This window comes from Acidithiobacillus marinus, from assembly GCF_002847505.1.
In the GTDB taxonomy this organism is placed as follows: domain Bacteria; phylum Pseudomonadota; class Gammaproteobacteria; order Acidithiobacillales; family Acidithiobacillaceae; genus Acidithiobacillus; species Acidithiobacillus marinus.
In genome coordinates this window covers 33,041-48,278 of sequence record NZ_MXAV01000046.1, presented here as the reverse complement: position 1 = coordinate 48,278, position 15,238 = coordinate 33,041, and the positions used below count along the sequence as shown (strand labels likewise).

18 protein-coding genes and 1 pseudogene are annotated in these 15,238 nt (G+C 52.9%); 7 read left to right on the top strand and 12 right to left on the bottom strand.

From position 1 onward, the window contains the following. A partial coding sequence (locus B1757_RS12725; RefSeq protein ID WP_143484266.1) for a penicillin-binding transpeptidase domain-containing protein occupies positions 1-753 on the top strand: 753 nt, incomplete at its 5' end. Positions 754-825: 72 nt separating this feature from the next. Here the strand turns inward: B1757_RS12725 and B1757_RS16135 are convergent. The 6 genes and pseudogenes from B1757_RS16135 to B1757_RS12695 all read right to left on the bottom strand — a co-directional run bounded on the left by B1757_RS16135 (position 826) and on the right by B1757_RS12695 (position 4,113). After that, positions 826-1,113: a type II toxin-antitoxin system RelE/ParE family toxin gene (locus B1757_RS16135; RefSeq protein WP_101538669.1), complete on the bottom strand. Its 288-nt coding sequence runs from the start codon at positions 1,111-1,113 to the stop codon at positions 826-828. Beyond that, positions 1,110-1,376: a CopG family ribbon-helix-helix protein gene (locus B1757_RS12715; protein WP_101538668.1), complete on the bottom strand. Its 267-nt coding sequence runs from the start codon at positions 1,374-1,376 to the stop codon at positions 1,110-1,112. The genes B1757_RS16135 and B1757_RS12715 overlap by 4 nt, the downstream gene beginning before the upstream one ends. Before the next feature lie 141 nt (positions 1,377-1,517). Beyond that, positions 1,518-1,979 (bottom strand): PDDEXK-like endonuclease domain-containing protein, encoded by a 462-nt coding sequence (locus B1757_RS12710; RefSeq protein WP_253253858.1) that lies wholly within the window; start codon positions 1,977-1,979, stop codon positions 1,518-1,520. A 74-nt stretch (positions 1,980-2,053) separates the two neighbouring features. Further along, positions 2,054-2,921 (bottom strand): annotated as a pseudogene (locus tag B1757_RS12705) (IS3 family transposase). Positions 2,922-3,056: 135 nt separating this feature from the next. After that, positions 3,057-3,545, bottom strand: a complete 489-nt coding sequence (locus tag B1757_RS12700; RefSeq protein WP_172437713.1) for a bifunctional diaminohydroxyphosphoribosylaminopyrimidine deaminase/5-amino-6-(5-phosphoribosylamino)uracil reductase RibD — start codon at positions 3,543-3,545, stop codon at positions 3,057-3,059. Between the two features lie 109 nt (positions 3,546-3,654). Further along, complete coding sequence (locus B1757_RS12695; RefSeq protein WP_101538666.1) at positions 3,655-4,113, bottom strand: Fur family transcriptional regulator; 459 nt, start codon at positions 4,111-4,113, stop codon at positions 3,655-3,657. Between the two features lie 196 nt (positions 4,114-4,309). Here B1757_RS12695 and B1757_RS12690 point away from each other — a divergent pair, with 196 nt between their 5' ends. The 4 genes from B1757_RS12690 to B1757_RS12675 all read left to right on the top strand — a co-directional run bounded on the left by B1757_RS12690 (position 4,310) and on the right by B1757_RS12675 (position 8,543). Then, positions 4,310-4,789, top strand: coding sequence for a peroxiredoxin (locus tag B1757_RS12690; RefSeq protein ID WP_101538665.1), 480 nt, complete (start codon positions 4,310-4,312; stop codon positions 4,787-4,789). Next, positions 4,786-6,195, top strand: coding sequence for a PhoH family protein (locus B1757_RS12685; protein ID WP_101538664.1), 1,410 nt, complete (start codon positions 4,786-4,788; stop codon positions 6,193-6,195). The genes B1757_RS12690 and B1757_RS12685 overlap by 4 nt, the downstream gene beginning before the upstream one ends. 65 nt (positions 6,196-6,260) lie before the next feature. Beyond that, positions 6,261-8,147: a biosynthetic arginine decarboxylase gene (gene speA, locus B1757_RS12680; protein WP_101538663.1), complete on the top strand. Its 1,887-nt coding sequence runs from the start codon at positions 6,261-6,263 to the stop codon at positions 8,145-8,147. 3 nt (positions 8,148-8,150) lie between these two features. Then, positions 8,151-8,543, top strand: coding sequence for a group II truncated hemoglobin (locus tag B1757_RS12675; protein ID WP_101538662.1), 393 nt, complete (start codon positions 8,151-8,153; stop codon positions 8,541-8,543). A 14-nt stretch (positions 8,544-8,557) separates the two neighbouring features. Here the strand turns inward: B1757_RS12675 and B1757_RS12670 are convergent, their stop codons facing one another. Beyond that, on the bottom strand, positions 8,558-9,418 hold the full coding sequence (locus B1757_RS12670; protein ID WP_101538661.1) for a fumarylacetoacetate hydrolase family protein: 861 nt from the start codon (positions 9,416-9,418) through the stop codon (positions 8,558-8,560). Between the two features lie 236 nt (positions 9,419-9,654). On the opposite strand from B1757_RS12670, the gene B1757_RS12665 reads away from it, so the two are divergent. Then, a complete protein-coding gene (locus B1757_RS12665; protein WP_101538660.1) occupies positions 9,655-10,563 on the top strand; it encodes a PfkB family carbohydrate kinase in 909 nt (302 codons plus the stop codon). Between the two features lie 8 nt (positions 10,564-10,571). Here B1757_RS12665 and B1757_RS12660 read toward each other — a convergent pair whose 3' ends face one another. Beyond that, positions 10,572-11,054, bottom strand: a complete 483-nt coding sequence (locus tag B1757_RS12660) for an Lrp/AsnC family transcriptional regulator (protein ID WP_101538659.1) — start codon at positions 11,052-11,054, stop codon at positions 10,572-10,574. A gap of 142 nt (positions 11,055-11,196) precedes the next feature. Here B1757_RS12660 and B1757_RS12655 point away from each other — a divergent pair, with 142 nt between their 5' ends. Continuing rightward, a complete protein-coding gene (locus B1757_RS12655; RefSeq protein ID WP_101538658.1) occupies positions 11,197-12,900 on the top strand; it encodes a 2-isopropylmalate synthase in 1,704 nt (567 codons plus the stop codon). A gap of 346 nt (positions 12,901-13,246) precedes the next feature. Here B1757_RS12655 and B1757_RS12645 read toward each other — a convergent pair whose 3' ends face one another. The 4 genes from B1757_RS12645 to B1757_RS12635 form a co-directional block, all read right to left on the bottom strand. Further along, the gene (locus B1757_RS12645; RefSeq protein WP_172437712.1) at positions 13,247-13,582 is read right to left on the bottom strand and encodes an SdpI family protein; all 336 of its coding nucleotides are present in this window, start codon (positions 13,580-13,582) and stop codon (positions 13,247-13,249) included. Between the two features lie 110 nt (positions 13,583-13,692). Then, positions 13,693-14,097 (bottom strand): DUF805 domain-containing protein, encoded by a 405-nt coding sequence (locus B1757_RS12640; protein WP_172437711.1) that lies wholly within the window; start codon positions 14,095-14,097, stop codon positions 13,693-13,695. Continuing rightward, positions 14,084-14,245, bottom strand: coding sequence for a hypothetical protein (locus B1757_RS15500; RefSeq protein ID WP_172437710.1), 162 nt, complete (start codon positions 14,243-14,245; stop codon positions 14,084-14,086). Before B1757_RS15500 ends, B1757_RS12640 begins: the two co-directional genes overlap by 14 nt. 196 nt (positions 14,246-14,441) lie before the next feature. Then, positions 14,442-15,221, bottom strand: coding sequence for a TSUP family transporter (locus B1757_RS12635; RefSeq protein ID WP_101538654.1), 780 nt, complete (start codon positions 15,219-15,221; stop codon positions 14,442-14,444). Positions 15,222-15,238: the final 17 nt, after the last annotated feature.

The window sequence follows — 15,238 nt, the reverse complement described above, 5'->3', positions numbered from 1 at the left end:
GTATTGCCTAACTGGCGGAGCTGGAGTCTGGCCCGCCACGCCACTATTGCCCTGGGTTACGGCATCAGCGTCACCACCCTGCAACTGGCTGATGCTTATGCTGCATTTGCTAATGGCGGTTACCATATGCGGCCAGAATTGGTGATGGGGCAGGCACCGGTAGCCACCAGAATCATGCCAGCCTGGGTGGCGAGAAAGCTTCGGGTCTGGTTACAGAGTGTGGCTGAACCGGGAGGTACGGGGGTTCTGGCGGCCATTGATGGCTATCATGTGGCGGGCAAAACCGGCACGGCCAATATGGCCAATGGTCACGGCGGTTTTTACGGGCATAACACCAATGCCACCTTTGTGGGCTTCGCTCCCGGTAATCATCCCCAACTGGTCATGGCCGTTTCCCTGCGCGGCAGTCATTTCAAGTGGAATTTTGGAGGGATTGAAGCGGCGCCCGTATTTCGGGTGACCATGCGCCATGCTTTGCAGGAACTGGATGTAGCGCCCGCCTGTCAGCATGGTCCAATCATGCGTATTACCATCAAACCCGGTGAAAATCTCGCAGAAATCGCCCGACAGTATCATAGTTCAGTCGCGCATCTGATGAATATCAATCAACTGCGCAATCCCGAAGATATTGACTCAGGCACTTTACTGAAAGTACCGACCCCTAAAGGTGAAAAGCATATTTGTCGCTTCGCGGCACCGTTGGTTTCTCGAGCCCAGGCAGAGATATGGAGCGAGGGCGGGGGAGGGACCTGACAGTGGCTGGGGGCGGTGTTGATGATTACACCAACGAGCGAAGCGTGTAATTTGTCCGCGTGAAGCGCTTGGTTATAAATGCTTTTCATTTTCTTTGTTGTGCCAAATCCTTAATATATAGATTATGTCATCGGAGATAAGGTAGCGTACTGTGTAGTTGCTTACATAAAGATCGCGAATAAGATCCGGATCGGATGCTTTCAAAACGGGTAGACCAATTTTTGGAAATTGCCTCAGCTTCTCGATACCTTCTTGTAGATCTATCGCAATTCTACGCGCTGCAAACGGATTTTTAACCTCTACAAATTCCACTACTCTGTTTAGATCATCGACTGACTCTTGCGAATACCTTATTTTCATGATTTAGGTGGCGATTTTCGATTATTGGTGCCCCAGCTATTCAGCCAGGCATTCACACCCTCTTCATCAATAGATTTACCTGCCTTGATGGTTTCAAGCGCTTCAAGGGTGTCCTGCCATCTTGAATCTTCCAGAGACTGCCTCGCAAGAAATTCTTTAATAGCCTGATTTATTATATAATTTTTACTCCTATCAAGCTTTTTGGAAAGAAGCTCCAGAGGTTTTTCCACGTCGTCAGCAATTCGAACACTCGTAACACTCATGATACCCACCCTCGGTGTAGTGATATGTGTTACACCTTAGTACATTCGGGATATCAAGGCTAGAGGAATTTATAACGCATTGCTTACCGGCCTTCTGGGGCTTTATGTACACCATAGTGACAACTAGGCTTACAACGGGGGCTACTTTGCGCTTGTAATTGCGAGTTCCAACGCAGCTTGCGTTTCATCAACTACCTGTCCATCGTCTTCCACGTGCGCGCATTTCCAAGTCCGTTTTTCTACAAAGCTTGGCGCATGTTCAATGGCTCCCATCGGCTCAATTCCCATTGCCGCAAGGCGTGCCAGTAGTTCTTGCAAAACATCATCCTTACGAAGTGACCACGTGGAGGCAAAGCAGCGCCAGAATACCCAGCCAGCCCGCTCCAAGACGCGCTGACGGTTCATGTCATGCTGCCATCGGTCTGGACCGTGGTATTCATCGCCATCCAACTCAATTGCCAAGCGGTTATCCCCTGCACCCTCAACGACCATGTCGATGCGGTAAGCGCCAGTTTTCACTTGTGGAATAACACGATACCCACGAGAGGAAAGAACGGAAAACACTTCCCGCTCGAACCCGGATTCGCACTGGTCAATCAGCACTCCCGCTTCCTCTTTGTCTGTCACCATCGGTTTGTTAAAGTTGAGGTGTCCTGACAATAGTGGACAGTCCCGTTTCAAGCGGCCACCCGTGTGAACGACTGTGCGAACATGGCGGAGGCCAGATAGCCAATCCGTGAATGCCGGCGTTGGCGGTTGTAAAAAATCTCAATGTATTCCCGAATAGCCGATTCCGCCTGCGCCCGGGTCTCAAAGCTTTGGTGGTGGATCATTTCATTTTTCAGGCTGCCCCAGAAGCTCTCGATGGGGGCGTTATCATAGCAATTGCCCTTTCTCGACATGGAAGCCACCAAACCGTTTTCCTGGAGAATGGTGCGATATGCCTTAGCGCAGTACTGACTCCCGCGATCGGAGTGGTGGATCAATCCGGGAGCGGGGCGCCGATGCTGTATCGCCCTGTTCAGGGCGCTGATGGCCAACTCCTGGGTCATCCTGGCACCCATGGCTAGGTCCTCCGGGTTTTTTCATGGGCGGCGCGAATGGCGACCTTCAGCCGCTCATCCTCCTGTCGGTGCTTGGACAGCGGTCGCTTCAACCAAGCGTAAAAGCCGCTGCGGGAGACAGCCAACAGCTTCGCCATGACGTTGATCGGATATTAGCTTCGCCAGGCCTTCATGAGCGCGTACCTTGCAGCGATTCCCTGGCAAAGTACGCAGCGGCTTTTTTTACGATATCCCGCTCCATACGCATTTGCGCCAGTTCCTTACGGAGCCGCTGATTCTCTCCTTCCAGCTCGGCCACCGTACGCGCCCCGGGGGCACTTCCTGATTTTCCGCCACGCGCGTTGGCCACCCATCCCGCCAGAGTGCCATTCGGTATGGATATGCGCTGTGCCGCCTCCTGTAAGCTGAGCCCCTGACTCAAAACCAACTTGACCGCTTCCGCCCGAAACTCAGCCGTATAGCTCTGTACTTTCTTTCCCATAAAATCCTCCTAGATCCATTATACTCAATCGGGAGTGTCCACAAGATTCAGGGTACCTCACTATCTTGGAGTGGTCGTATCGTGGACTAACGAAATGTTCCATCACTTCTCTGTTTTCAGCGCATAACGTGGAGGTCAGGGGCGTTGCGCGACTTTATCGCACAGCGTCCCTTGCACCGCAGGGTTAGCGATCTTGGCCAAATAAGGACCAAGGTCTTTGAACGCTTGTTCCTCAAGGAGGCCAACAGACACATCGACTCCCCCCGCCTTGAGAATTTGAATTCCCGCACCGGAATTTCTTGGGTCGGGGTCGAGGGTGGCGACGTAGACACGCTTGATGCCACGGGCAACCAGTTCTTTTGCACAGGACGGAGTTCTGCCGTGAAAAGAACACGGCTCAAGCGTGACAAAGGCGATGACCTTGGACAAGTCTCCGGACACTTGGGAAAGCGCCATAGCCTCAGCGTGATGTTGCCCCGGCGGCTGAGTAAACCCCCTGGCAATGACCCCTGAGTTCTCTAAAACAAGAACACACCCGACGGGAGGATTGGGGAGGCAAGCAGGCAAGGCCTTTCGCCCCTCTAGCAGGGCGAGTTGCATGTACTCGGCGGCAATATCGTTCATGATCGCTAACTCTTCCAGTCTGTATGAACCCAGCATTGGCAGCTTCGGAACGCACAAGGCGAAAATGCCGCAGCATCATTTTATATGGGCGCATATCCAAGCAATGGTGCTATTTTTTTCGGCCACAATGGGCGCAAAGCCCATTGACCACCAACTCCATTTCGATCACGGAATAATTCTTGGGCAGTTTGGGGGCGGCAAGCTGGCTGTCAGGCAGGCAAAATACCTGTCCACAGGAGACGCAATGAAAATGGGGATGTTGCTCGGAATGTTCCTGGCGCCGGGCGCTGAAACGCCAGACCCGGTCATCGGCGGTGATGCGGTGGGCGAGTCCTATATCCACCAGCCATTCCAGGTTGCGATATAAACTGACCCGATCTACAGGGCTTTCCATGCTGTTTTCCAGACGCTGCTGTACTTCCGGATGGCTCAGGGGTTGCTCGGCTTCGAGCAGGGTTTTATACACCGCCACGCGCAGGCGCGTAACCCGCTGTCCGGCATCCCGCAGCAGTTGGGTCACTTCCGCATCGCTGTGTTTGAGGGGCGCGTCATGGACATGATTATTCATGGGTTCATGCTAGAGCAGCCCCTGCATGGGTGCAAGCACACTGAGGGCATAAACAGCGGCCTTGTGATTTATCCTTACAACGAGGCCACCTGAACTCGATCATTCGGTGAGGTAAAAAAAGAACATGCAGGCGCATTGCTGGACAGTGAGGCATCTGCCGCGCTAGATTTTCAACAGGTCCACTCAGGAGTTTCTCATGTCCTCAGAAAATATCGTGGTCGGTCAAGATGCCCCGCAATTTCAGGCGGCTGCTTATGGTCAGCAAGCCAGCATCAGTCTCAAGGATCTGCAAGGAAAAATTGTGGTGATATATTTTTACCCCAAAGATGATACGCCGGGTTGCACCACGGAAGGCCAGGAATTTACGGCGCTGTATCCTGAATTTCAGGCGGCCGGAGCGGAAATTCTCGGGGTGTCTCGCGACAGTTTGTCCAGCCATGAAAAATTTGCCTGCAAATACCACTTTCCCTTTCCGCTGCTAGCAGATACGGATGAAAAACTATGCCAGACTTTTGACGTGCTCAAGGAAAAAAACATGTACGGCAAAACCAGTATTGGCGTCGAGCGCAGTACTTTTGTTATAGACCGTCAGGGCAAAATTGCCTATGTGGAACGCAAGGTTAAAGCGGCAGGGCACGCTGCGGCGATGCTTGATCTGGTGAAAAAACTTCCATGAATGCGGGCAAAGCGGTTTCCGGTGATCATCACAAACCGCGTCTTTACATTCTCGATACCAATGTATTGATGCATGACCCCGCATCGTTGTTCCGTTTTCAGGAACACGACATTTTACTGCCCATGATTGTGCTGGAAGAGCTGGACCAGCATAAAAAAGGCCTGAGTGAACAGGCCCGCAATGTCCGTCAGGTCAGTCGCCGACTGGATGAGCTGTTGACGGATACGGCGGATCTGGACCAAGGCTTACCCCTGCCTTATGCCCAGGGTCGGCTGTTTTTTCAGACCGCCGCTTATCAGCAAGCCTTGCCGGAAGATCTAGCCGGAGGCAAGGCCGATAATGAAATTCTGGCAGTGACTCTGGCATTGCAGAACCGCCATCCCGAAAAAGATGTCATTTTGGTTAGCAAGGACATCAATCTGCGCATCAAGGGCCGTACCCTCGGCATTCGTGTGGAAGATTATGAAAATGACCGTGCCCTGGAAGATGCGGATTTATTGTATACCGGTTCAGAAGTGCTCAGCGAGAATTTCTGGGATCAGCATAGCCGGGATCTGGACGCCTGGCAGGAAAGTGGCCGTAGTTTTTACAAAATCAGTGGTCCCGCTATCCAGAACTGGCATGCCAATGAATTTATTGCCCTGAATCAGGGGGAGGAAAACACCGAGGATTTCGCAGCCATAGTCCGCGAAGTGCACCCGGAACATGCCATTATCGAACGGATTACCGATTACCGGCATGAACGCCACGCCGTCTGGGGGATTGTCGCCCGCAATCCCGAGCAGAATTTTGCCCTGAACCTGCTCATGGATCCGGATATTGATTTTGTCACACTGCTGGGCCACGCCGGGACCGGAAAAACCTTGCTTACCCTGGCGGCAGCTCTCGATCAGGTGTTTGAACATAAACGGTATTCCGAGGTCATCATTACCCGGGCAACAGTGCCGGTGGGTGAAGAAATCGGTTTTTTACCGGGCACCGAAGAAGAAAAAATGCAGCCCTGGATGGGTGCACTGGAAGACAACCTCGAAATTCTGGCACGCAGCAGTGATGAGGCGGGCAGTTGGGGGCGCAGTGCTACCCAGGACCTGCTCAACAAGCGGATTCGGGTCAAATCCATGAGTTTCATGCGTGGCCGGACCTTTCTGGAAAAATTCGTCATCATCGACGAGGCCCAGAACCTGACCTCCAAGGAAATGAAAACCTTGATCACCCGTGCTGGTCCCGGCACCAAAATCGTTTGTCTGGGAAACATCGCCCAGATTGATACGCCTTATCTCACGGAAACCACCTCGGGACTGACTTACGTGGTCGATCGTTTCAAGAATTGGGCGCACAGCGGACACATCACTTTGCGTCGCGGTGAGCGCTCACGTCTGGCTGATTTTGCGAATGAAGCACTGTAGATGACTTGTCGGCCGGGCGGCTGACCCCTTAGACTGCGCTAGGCGTTTTCTGGGGGGATGCGGGCATGAACTGGACGGTGGCCGATAGTCGTCATCTGTATAATTTGCGGCAATGGGGTGAGGGCTATTTTGATGTGGGCGCCGATGGGCAGATGGTCGTGCGCCCGGAAGCGCGTGAAGATAGCCCGGCCATAGGGTTGGCCGATGTGGCGGCGGAACTCGGTGAACATTCGCTGGGATTACCCTGTCTGCTGCGTTTTCCGCAAATTTTGGGGCATCGGGTCGAAAAATTGCGCGGCGCTTTTACTGGGGCCATGCAAGACACGGGATACCAGGGCAGCTACACTCCCGTCTATCCCATCAAGGTGAATCAGCAACGCCGGGTGGTGGAAGAAATTTTGCGGGCGGGAGCAGGTAATGTGGGCCTCGAAGCTGGCAGCAAACCCGAATTACTGGCCGTACTGGGTCTCATGCCCCTGGGTGGGACGGTCATTTGTAATGGCTACAAGGACCGCGAATACATTCGTCTGGCTCTGAGTGGCGAGAAACTGGGTCTGCGGGTGTATCTCGTGGTAGAAAAAATTTCCGAACTCCCCCTGATTCTCAGCGAATCCCGTGATCTGGGCGTACAGCCCCGCATCGGCGTGCGGGCGCGACTGGCTTCGGCGGGCGCTGGCAAATGGCAGAATACCGGCGGAGAAAAATCCAAATTCGGTTTATCCACGGCGCACATGCTCGCACTCCTGGCCCAACTGCGTGCGGAAAATGCCCTGGATAGTCTGCAGCTACTGCATTTTCACCTGGGTTCGCAAATTCCCAATATACAGTTCATCAAAGGCGGTATGCGCGAGTGTGGGCGTCTATATGCGGAATTACGCCGTCTGGGCGCCAATCTGGAGGTGGTGGATGTGGGCGGTGGATTGGGCGTGGACTACGAGGGCACCCATTCCCGCGCTTACTGCTCTACCAATTATCATATGGCCGATTATGCCCATGCCATTGTCAGTGCCCTGGCGGAAGTGGCGCGTCAGGAAAATCTGCCGGAGCCCCATATTATTTCTGAATCAGGGCGGGCCCTGACCGCCCATCATGCCATCTTGCTGACCAATGTGACCGATGTGGAAACGGCGGCGGGGGAGCATCCCCTGTCCGCAGCTTCTGTGCAGGCCATGCCGGAAGAATGGCAACGCCTGCTCCAACGCCTCGATAACACCCAGGCTTCAGATGCGCTGGAAGTGTATCAGGAGGCGATTTATCTGCTGGGTGAAGCCCATCAGCAGTTCAATCTGGGAATGATCGCGATTGAAGAAAGAGCCCGGGCCGAAGAAGTGTATGCGCGGGTCATCTGGCAGGTGCGGCGTTTTCTGGACCCCCACAACCGCGCCCACCGGGATATTCTCGATGAGCTCGACGAAAAAATTGTCGATAAATATTTCGTCAATTTTTCCCTGTTTCAGTCTTTACCCGATGTCTGGGCCATTGATCAGATTTTTCCGATCATGCCCATTCAGCGCCTCCAGGAGGAACCCACTCGGCGGGCGCGCATCGAGGACATTACTTGCGATTCCGACGGGCGTATTGATGCCTATGTTACTGCCGAAGGCTTGACGCCTGCCTTGCCGGTGCATGCTGTAGATCCGGACAAACCCTATATATTGGGGGTGTTCATGGTCGGGGCCTACCAGGAAATTCTCGGCGATATGCACAATCTTTTCGGCGATACGGATTCCGTCAATGTGCTCTGTGATGCTGAGGGCCAGATGTTGCTGGAGCAGCCCATGACCGGAGATACGGTCGAGTCGGTGCTGAATTATGTGCAATTTTCGGCACCTGATCTGCTTGCCCGTTTTCAGAAAAAAGTCGATCAAGCTGAGGATCTGGACGCCGGACAGCGCCATTTATTTCTGCAGCAATTTGCCGATGGTCTGCATGGTTATACTTATCTGGAGTAATTTGTGATTCTTGAACCTGATACTTCGCCTTACATCCTGCTGGGTGGTGAAAACGCCGTGCGGACCCTGGTAAATCGCTTTTATGATCTGATGGACAGCGAAGCCCAATGGCGTAGCCCATTGCGGGAGATGCACCCGAAGGATTTGTCTGAATCCAAGGAAAAGCTATTCCTGTTTTTATCGGGGTGGTTGGGTGGCCCGGACTTGTATGTACAAAAATTTGGACATCCGCGCCTGCGCGCCCGCCATGCCAGCTTTCCAGTGGACGATCAGGCTCGGGATCAGTGGATGGCTTGCATGCTTCGCGCCATGCAGGAACAGGAAATGCCTCCGGAACTGTACGAACATTTGCAGACATCGCTGCAGCGCACAGCGGATTTCATGCGCAATCGCTAGTCATTTCTCCTCAGTCAGGCAGCTACAACTGGGTTGATCAGCGCACCGATACCTTCAATGCGGATTTCGCAGTGTTCTCCAGATTGCAAAAAGCGCGGTGGGTTACGGGTGAAACCCACTCCGGCAGGGGTTCCGGTAATGATCAAGTCGCCGCAACGCAGCGGCGTAACCACCGCCAGCGCCTGAATCAACGCCGCCACATCGAAAATCAGATCGGCGGTATTGCCAGTTTGCATGACGGTGCCATCTATCAGGGTATGCAGGTTCAATCCTTTTGCGCCTAGCGGCAGTTCATCGGCGCTGACCAGCATGGGTCCACAGCCTCCTGTTGCCGGAAAGTTTTTACCGAGCGTCCATTGACTGGCACGAAACTGAAAATCCCGGACACTGGCGTCATTGAAAATAGTGTAACCCGATACACATTCCAGAGCCTGATTTTCCGTCAAGGTGCCGTAGCAGGTTTTACCGATAACCACCGCCAGCTCACCTTCGTAGTCCAGTTCCTGAGAATTTGCCGGGATCCGCAAGGCCTGAGCGTGACCCACCAGAGTATCGGTAAAACGCGTAAAAAAGTTGGGAAATTCTGCCGCTGGCGCCGCAACTTCAGTGGCATGGCTTTGATAATTCAGGCCGGCACAAAGGATTTTGCTGCTTTCCGGCAATGGTGGTAAAAAACTCAATTGTTCAGGATCCAGTATATCCTTGGATTGAGCACGATTAAGACGTTGCTCCAGATCGTTACGCAAACTGCCGCTAGCCCCCAGCAAATCGTTGAGTGACAGGCGTGGAGCGATGTTGCGCAGGGAAAACAGATCCTTGCCGCGCCATAATGCCAATTCGATGCTTCCATTGTTTTTAACTTGACTGAGTTTCAATGCTGACTCCTTGCTTTACTGCGGCCATGAAATCCTTTTGAAGCGGGCAAAAGGATTGTCGTATGCTATCAGCTTCGATAAGGTGAGACTATCAAGTACGTATCAGGAATGAGACATGACCATAACAATTTATGGCGCTGATGTAGAACGCAGCGGACCATATTTCATGTGTACCAAGCGGAAGCAGAGCGCGTTATCCAGCATTTGCCGGATAATCACGAAAACTTGGATGGTTCATGCATAACCAAAAATCACCTGGTGTCATCTTCGGCGAGTGTCTGGTGGATGATTTTGGCGACAGCCAACGTCTGGGCGGTGCGCCTTTTAATGTTGCACAGCACTTGCAGGGACTGGGTATCCCGGCACTATTTATCAGTCAGGTAGGGGATGATGCGCATGGCCACCGTCTTCAGGCGCATATGCGCCACTGGCAAATGCCGTTAAATGGCCTATCCGTCAGCACCCACCTGCCCACCGGGCGTGTAGAGGTGCTCCCTGATCCCTTACAAGGGCATCAGTTCCATATTCTTCCCCATCAGGCTTACGATGCCATCCCTCTGCCAGACCCTCTGCCTCAGCCCATCGCCTGGCTCTACCATGGTTCCCTGGCCTTGCGGGAGCAGGGGGAATCCCTGCAAAGCTGGCGGACCTTGGCTGCCCTCAGTCCCTGGCGCTTTATGGACATCAACTTGCGCTCGCCCTGGTGGCAGCCGGAATTCCTGGGTAGTTGGATGACAGGTGCTGCCGTACTGAAATGTAATGAGGTCGAGCTCGATATCTTGCTGGAAACCTACGCGCTGCCTACCGGACCGGATTTGCAGGACAAGATGCGGGTGTTTACTGAACGTTTTTCTTTGGGCGCCTTGTTGCTGACTTGTGGTGCTGAAGGTGCCGCCTATTGGGACCGGAAAAATTATTACCGGGTCGCGGCAACTTTTGTAGCTGAGTTGAAAAATACCGTCGGCGCCGGTGACGCTTTTGCCGCCGCCTGGTTATGGAATTACTGGCGGGGAGCAAGTCCTGAAAACTGTCTGCGCCGGGGCGGGGAGTTGGCGGCCGCCATCTGCGCTCTGCCGGGCGCCACGCCGGACAGCAGCGCGTTTTATGAACCATTCAGACGGCGTTGGATGCAAGTGACATCCTAGCTCAAGCCCTACAGGGGAAGTTCGGTTTTATCAATGATCTTGCGCAGAATAAAACTGGAATGCACGCCGGTGACGCCCTCAATCCGGGTCAGGCGATTGAGCAGAAAATCCTGAAAATGGGCCATGTCCCGGAGGACGACTTTCAGTTGATAGTCTGCATCATGGCCGGTGATCAAAAAGCATTCCAGCACTTCGGGCGATTGTTTGATGGTGCTTTCAAAGTGTTCAAAACGCTCGGGGGTGTGGCGGTCCATGCTGATATGCATGAGTACCATCAGTTCCAGGCCGATTTTCTCCGGCTGCAGTAACGCCACCCGTTGGCGAATGATCCCCGCCTCTTCCAGAGCCTGTACCCGGCGCAGGCAGGGGGAGGGGGACAGACCGATTTTTTCGGCGAGTCGCTGATTGCTCAAACCCGCGTCTTGTTGCAGGGCTTCGAGAATCCGTCGATCGTAGCGATCCAGGGATGAATGAGGTGCTTCAGGCTTCATGGCGCAATTTTCCGTCCTTTAATTGCTAATATTTGCTATAATCATGCGCTATCATCGCCTTATGAGGGCTAATTCGCAAGCACCTGCCCATGCTGGAAGCGTATAGTGCTTCCATTATCTTGACTAGGCAGGAGCAGACATCATGAGCAGTTTCAATCATCGTCGTTATCAGGCTTTCCCGACCGTTCACAAGCCGGATCGGCGCTGGCCCAACCGGCGGATGCACCACGCCCCCATCTGGACCAGCGTGGATTTACGCGATGGTAATCAGGCACTGGTCAGTCCCATGAACGTGGCCCAAAAACTGGAGATGTTTGATTTGCTGGTGCGCATGGGGTTCAAGGAAATTGAAGTCGGCTTTCCGGCAGCTTCTCAACCCGATTTTGATTTTGTGCGCAAAATCATTGAAGAAGGCCACATTCCCGGGGATGTGACCATTCAGGTTTTGACCCAGGCTCGGGAAAATCTGATTGAGCGGACTTATGCGGCCCTCAAGGGGGTTGAGCGCGCCATAGTGCATGTCTATAACTCAACCAATCCCGTCCAGCGCGAGCAGGTATTCGGTCTGGATAAAGAAGGGGTGAAGGCTATTGCTGTACGCGGGGCGGAATGGGTCAAGGCCGGTGCGGCACAGTTTCCGGAAACCCGATGGACTTTTCAGTATTCGCCGGAAAGCTTCAGCAATACAGAGCTCGAATATGCCGTGGACATCTGCGAAGCGGTCATGGCCGTCTGGCAACCCGAAGCAGGTCAAGCGGTCATATTGAATTTGCCGGCCACGGTAGAATCAGCCATGCCCAATGTGTTTGCCGATCAGATCGAGTGGTTCTGCGATCATTTGCGTGGACGCGAGCATGTCAAAATCAGTGTCCATACCCATAATGACCGGGGCTGTGCCGTCGCCGCTGCAGAACTGGCCGTTTTGGCGGGGGCTGACCGGGTTGAAGGAACGCTTTTCGGTAATGGTGAGCGCACCGGTAACATGGATATTCTCACCATGGCCATGAATGTGTACTCCCAAGGTCTGGATCCCCGCCTCGACTTGTCCATGGGATCTGAAATCAGCGACGTTTATACCCGCTCTACGGGAATGACCGTTTCACCCCGCCATCCCTGGTTTGGTGAACTGGTGTACAGCGCGTTTTCCGGCAGCCATCAAGACGCCATCCGCAAGGGGATGCAGCACCGCCAGGGTCAGGAGCAGGCGCTCTGGGAAGTGCCTTATTTACCCATTGATCCTGCGGATTTGGGGCGCAGCTATGAGGCCGTGGTGCGCATCAATAGCCAATCCGGCAAGGGTGGGGTCAGTCATGTGCTGGAGCGGGATTATGGCATTTCCCTGCCGCGCTGGCTGGCCCAGGAACTGAGCGCCATTGTCCAGCAGGTATCAGAGCAGCAGTCTGGAGAAATCTCGGCTAAGCAGATCCATGCCTTGTTTGTGGAGCATTTCGTGCAGAGCCGTGAAGACTGGCAGATGCGGCGCTATCGCCTGCAACGCGAGGGCGACAAGGTGATCGCCTCGGTGGTCATGGGCAGTGATGCCCATCCCCGCATTTTACAGGGCAAGGGCAGCGGCGCCGTCGGTGCCTTAGTGGACGCCTTGATTCAGGGGGCAGGCATCTACGCAGAAGTGGAGCAGTTTGACCAGCATGCTCTGGGAGCCGGTACCGGAGCCCGCGCCATGGCCTGCGCCCGGGTCAGCCTGGAGTCCGGACGAAGTGCCTCAGCGGTGTCTTTTGGCGAAGATACCACCGAAGCCGCCCTGCAGTCGGTATTAAGTGCCATCGGCAAGGCTGGAGCTGTGATTCATCTCCAGCAGCCCTCAAAAGCCGCCGTGATGAAGTAGGGGGCGTTCTGCTGAACTTACCTGTGGAATTTTTGGATGATTCCACAGGATGCCAACGGGATGCCTGTGCATTAACTCGTCGTCAAGGTGGAGATTGCTTTTATCATGGCTAAGTCCGGCATTTTTTCATCATCTTTTTGAATCCGTAATACCCCAGGTGAATCAATAGAATAAAAGGTATGACAGCTAAGCGTATTATGAAATATAAAACAATATTATCAGCCGGGAAGAGAGCAGGAAAGACAATGCAGACAAAAACAATAATAGCTAACATTATATATATAATTTGCCATATTCTTTTGTTTTTTATAAGGTAGTTGAGGATTTTTTTCATGATCAGACTTCCTCAAGAGGGACGTAGGATTTTGCTCGATGCACCACCTAACAGCGCTACGGTCATGACCATCACGATTACCAGAGCCTGATTCTCTTTACCTTCAATCTGATGCAGAAAAAGTATCAGGATTCCGCTAGCTATCATAATAGAGCCGCCCACGGCTATTTTTCCGCCTGCCATTTTATTGATGGCGTACCAAGCTTCTTCCGATTCCAATGCCTTGGGTACACGTATCCCATAAAATCCATTCGGACGGATTTTTTGAAAATACAGAGGGAGGGCGGCCAGCAGAGCAATCAGGCCGATCATACAAATAAAAAAGGACAAAAATCCATTATTCATCATGGTCACTCCGACAATGTGTTTTCTAGAGATATTTTCTACTACAGAAGAGCACTCTTCAACTCTGTAAAGCATTTGTAATGTTGCTAACATCTGTCTCGACGGGTTTGCTGTCAGCGGTACGGCCCATATTTGGCACCATTGGGATGTGCTTGCAAGGCAAGTAGAGCCAGTAGAATCGAGGCAAATATCACGTTCAGGTAGGGAATAAAGTAGAGCAGGACGAGCCAGCCCGAAAGATCCACATCATGGAGCCGCCGGACTTGTGCGCCGAGACTCGGTAACAGCATGGCCAAGACGAAAATACCGTAAACGATGGCGCCTCCACCGAAAAACACCGCAGGACCTTGTCCATTCATTCCAAAGATCAGCGATAGCAAGGCCATGATGATGGCAAGAACAAACAGGATGATCAGATTAGCCAGAACGAACAACCAGTATTCGACCCGCTGCATCCGACCGTCGAAGCAGAAGTAATTCTGGGTTACGGTGCGAATATAATTATCAATCAGTAACATGATTTTTATTTCCTGTAGCGGCGTTAAAGTCATCAACTGCAAAGGCCTGGATCAAGCGTTCGATTTGATCGGGATCCTGGAGTCCCTGAAAATACCAGCTCTGCATTTCCGCAGGAGTGATCGAATGATAGGTAATGTCCCAGCCCATGCTGTTTCTCCTGAATGAGGCAACATATATTGGCAATTGCCACTACTGCATACTGGTACCTGAAGTCTATTCCCTTAACTCCGATAAATTTTGCTTGGGAGTATGACAGTTTCGACTTTTTTCTTTGCAATTATACCATGATTATATTACAGTTTCGTGAAGATTTTATGACATTTATATGTCAAGTGATCAAGCTCTAACCAGCAAAAGCATCCCAACCCGTTTTGCTGATCAGCAGCAGCACGACCACGATAAACAGGCGGCGCACAAAAACGCTGCCGTGGGTCATAGCCATGCGCGTACCCAGCAGGCTCCCCAGCATGTTGCATGCGGCTAAAAACAAGGCCAGGTGCCAGAAGACGAGGGATTTGCTGGCAAATAATCCCAACGCGGCAAGATTGGAAGAAAAATTGACGAGTTTGGCGCTGGCGCTGGCATGTATAAAATCGAAACCAAAAACGAAAATAAATACAAAAACCAGAAAACTGCCGGTACCGGGTCCGAGAAATCCATCATAAAAACCAATGCAGAAACCACCCACAGTACCGAGGATAATAGCTGTCCGCTGGGAAAAGCGGGGACGATGAACCTGTCCCATCTGCCGATTAACGAGGGTGTAGAGAAAAACGACAGCCAGCACAAAAGGCAGCACTTTCCGAAAGGCCGTATCATGGATGCTGCTGACCAGATCGGCCCCGAGCAAAGCCCCGGTCAAAGATGCCAGGGCAGTCGGTAGAACGGTTTTCCAGGGAATCCGCACCCGTCTGGCATAGGACAGAAATGCCGCGCCAGTACCCCAGATGGCACCGGCTTTATTGGTGCCGAGCAAACTCGCGGGTACCGCTCGGGGAAAACTCGCAAATAATGCCGGGAGCAAAATCAAACCGCCACCGCCAACGATCGCGTCCACAAATCCCGCCAATCCTGCGGCAAGCCCCAGCCACAGGTCGGAGAGGTGAAACCATATCCCGGACATGGAGTTACGGCAGGGTG

Bases quoted from the DNA above. Each gene is read 5' to 3' on its own strand.
- B1757_RS12715 (WP_101538668.1), bottom strand. From the start codon at position 1,376: ATGAGTGTTACGAGTGTTCGAATTGCTGACGACGTGGAAAAACCTCTG.
- B1757_RS12640 (WP_172437711.1), bottom strand. From the start codon at position 14,097: ATGTTACTGATTGATAATTATATTCGCACCGTAACCCAGAATTACTTC.
- B1757_RS12655 (WP_101538658.1), top strand. From the start codon at position 11,197: ATGAGCAGTTTCAATCATCGTCGTTATCAGGCTTTCCCGACCGTTCAC.
- B1757_RS15500 (WP_172437710.1), bottom strand. From the start codon at position 14,245: ATGGGCTGGGACATTACCTATCATTCGATCACTCCTGCGGAAATGCAG.
- speA (WP_101538663.1), top strand. From the start codon at position 6,261: ATGAACTGGACGGTGGCCGATAGTCGTCATCTGTATAATTTGCGGCAA.
- B1757_RS12690 (WP_101538665.1), top strand. From the start codon at position 4,310: ATGTCCTCAGAAAATATCGTGGTCGGTCAAGATGCCCCGCAATTTCAG.
- B1757_RS12695 (WP_101538666.1), bottom strand. From the start codon at position 4,113: ATGAATAATCATGTCCATGACGCGCCCCTCAAACACAGCGATGCGGAA.
- B1757_RS12685 (WP_101538664.1), top strand. From the start codon at position 4,786: ATGAATGCGGGCAAAGCGGTTTCCGGTGATCATCACAAACCGCGTCTT.
- B1757_RS12660 (WP_101538659.1), bottom strand. From the start codon at position 11,054: ATGAAGCCTGAAGCACCTCATTCATCCCTGGATCGCTACGATCGACGG.
- B1757_RS12645 (WP_172437712.1), bottom strand. From the start codon at position 13,582: ATGATGAATAATGGATTTTTGTCCTTTTTTATTTGTATGATCGGCCTG.
- B1757_RS12635 (WP_101538654.1), bottom strand. From the start codon at position 15,221: ATGTCCGGGATATGGTTTCACCTCTCCGACCTGTGGCTGGGGCTTGCC.
- B1757_RS12700 (WP_172437713.1), bottom strand. From the start codon at position 3,545: ATGAACGATATTGCCGCCGAGTACATGCAACTCGCCCTGCTAGAGGGG.
- B1757_RS16135 (WP_101538669.1), bottom strand. From the start codon at position 1,113: ATGAAAATAAGGTATTCGCAAGAGTCAGTCGATGATCTAAACAGAGTA.
- B1757_RS12665 (WP_101538660.1), top strand. From the start codon at position 9,655: ATGCATAACCAAAAATCACCTGGTGTCATCTTCGGCGAGTGTCTGGTG.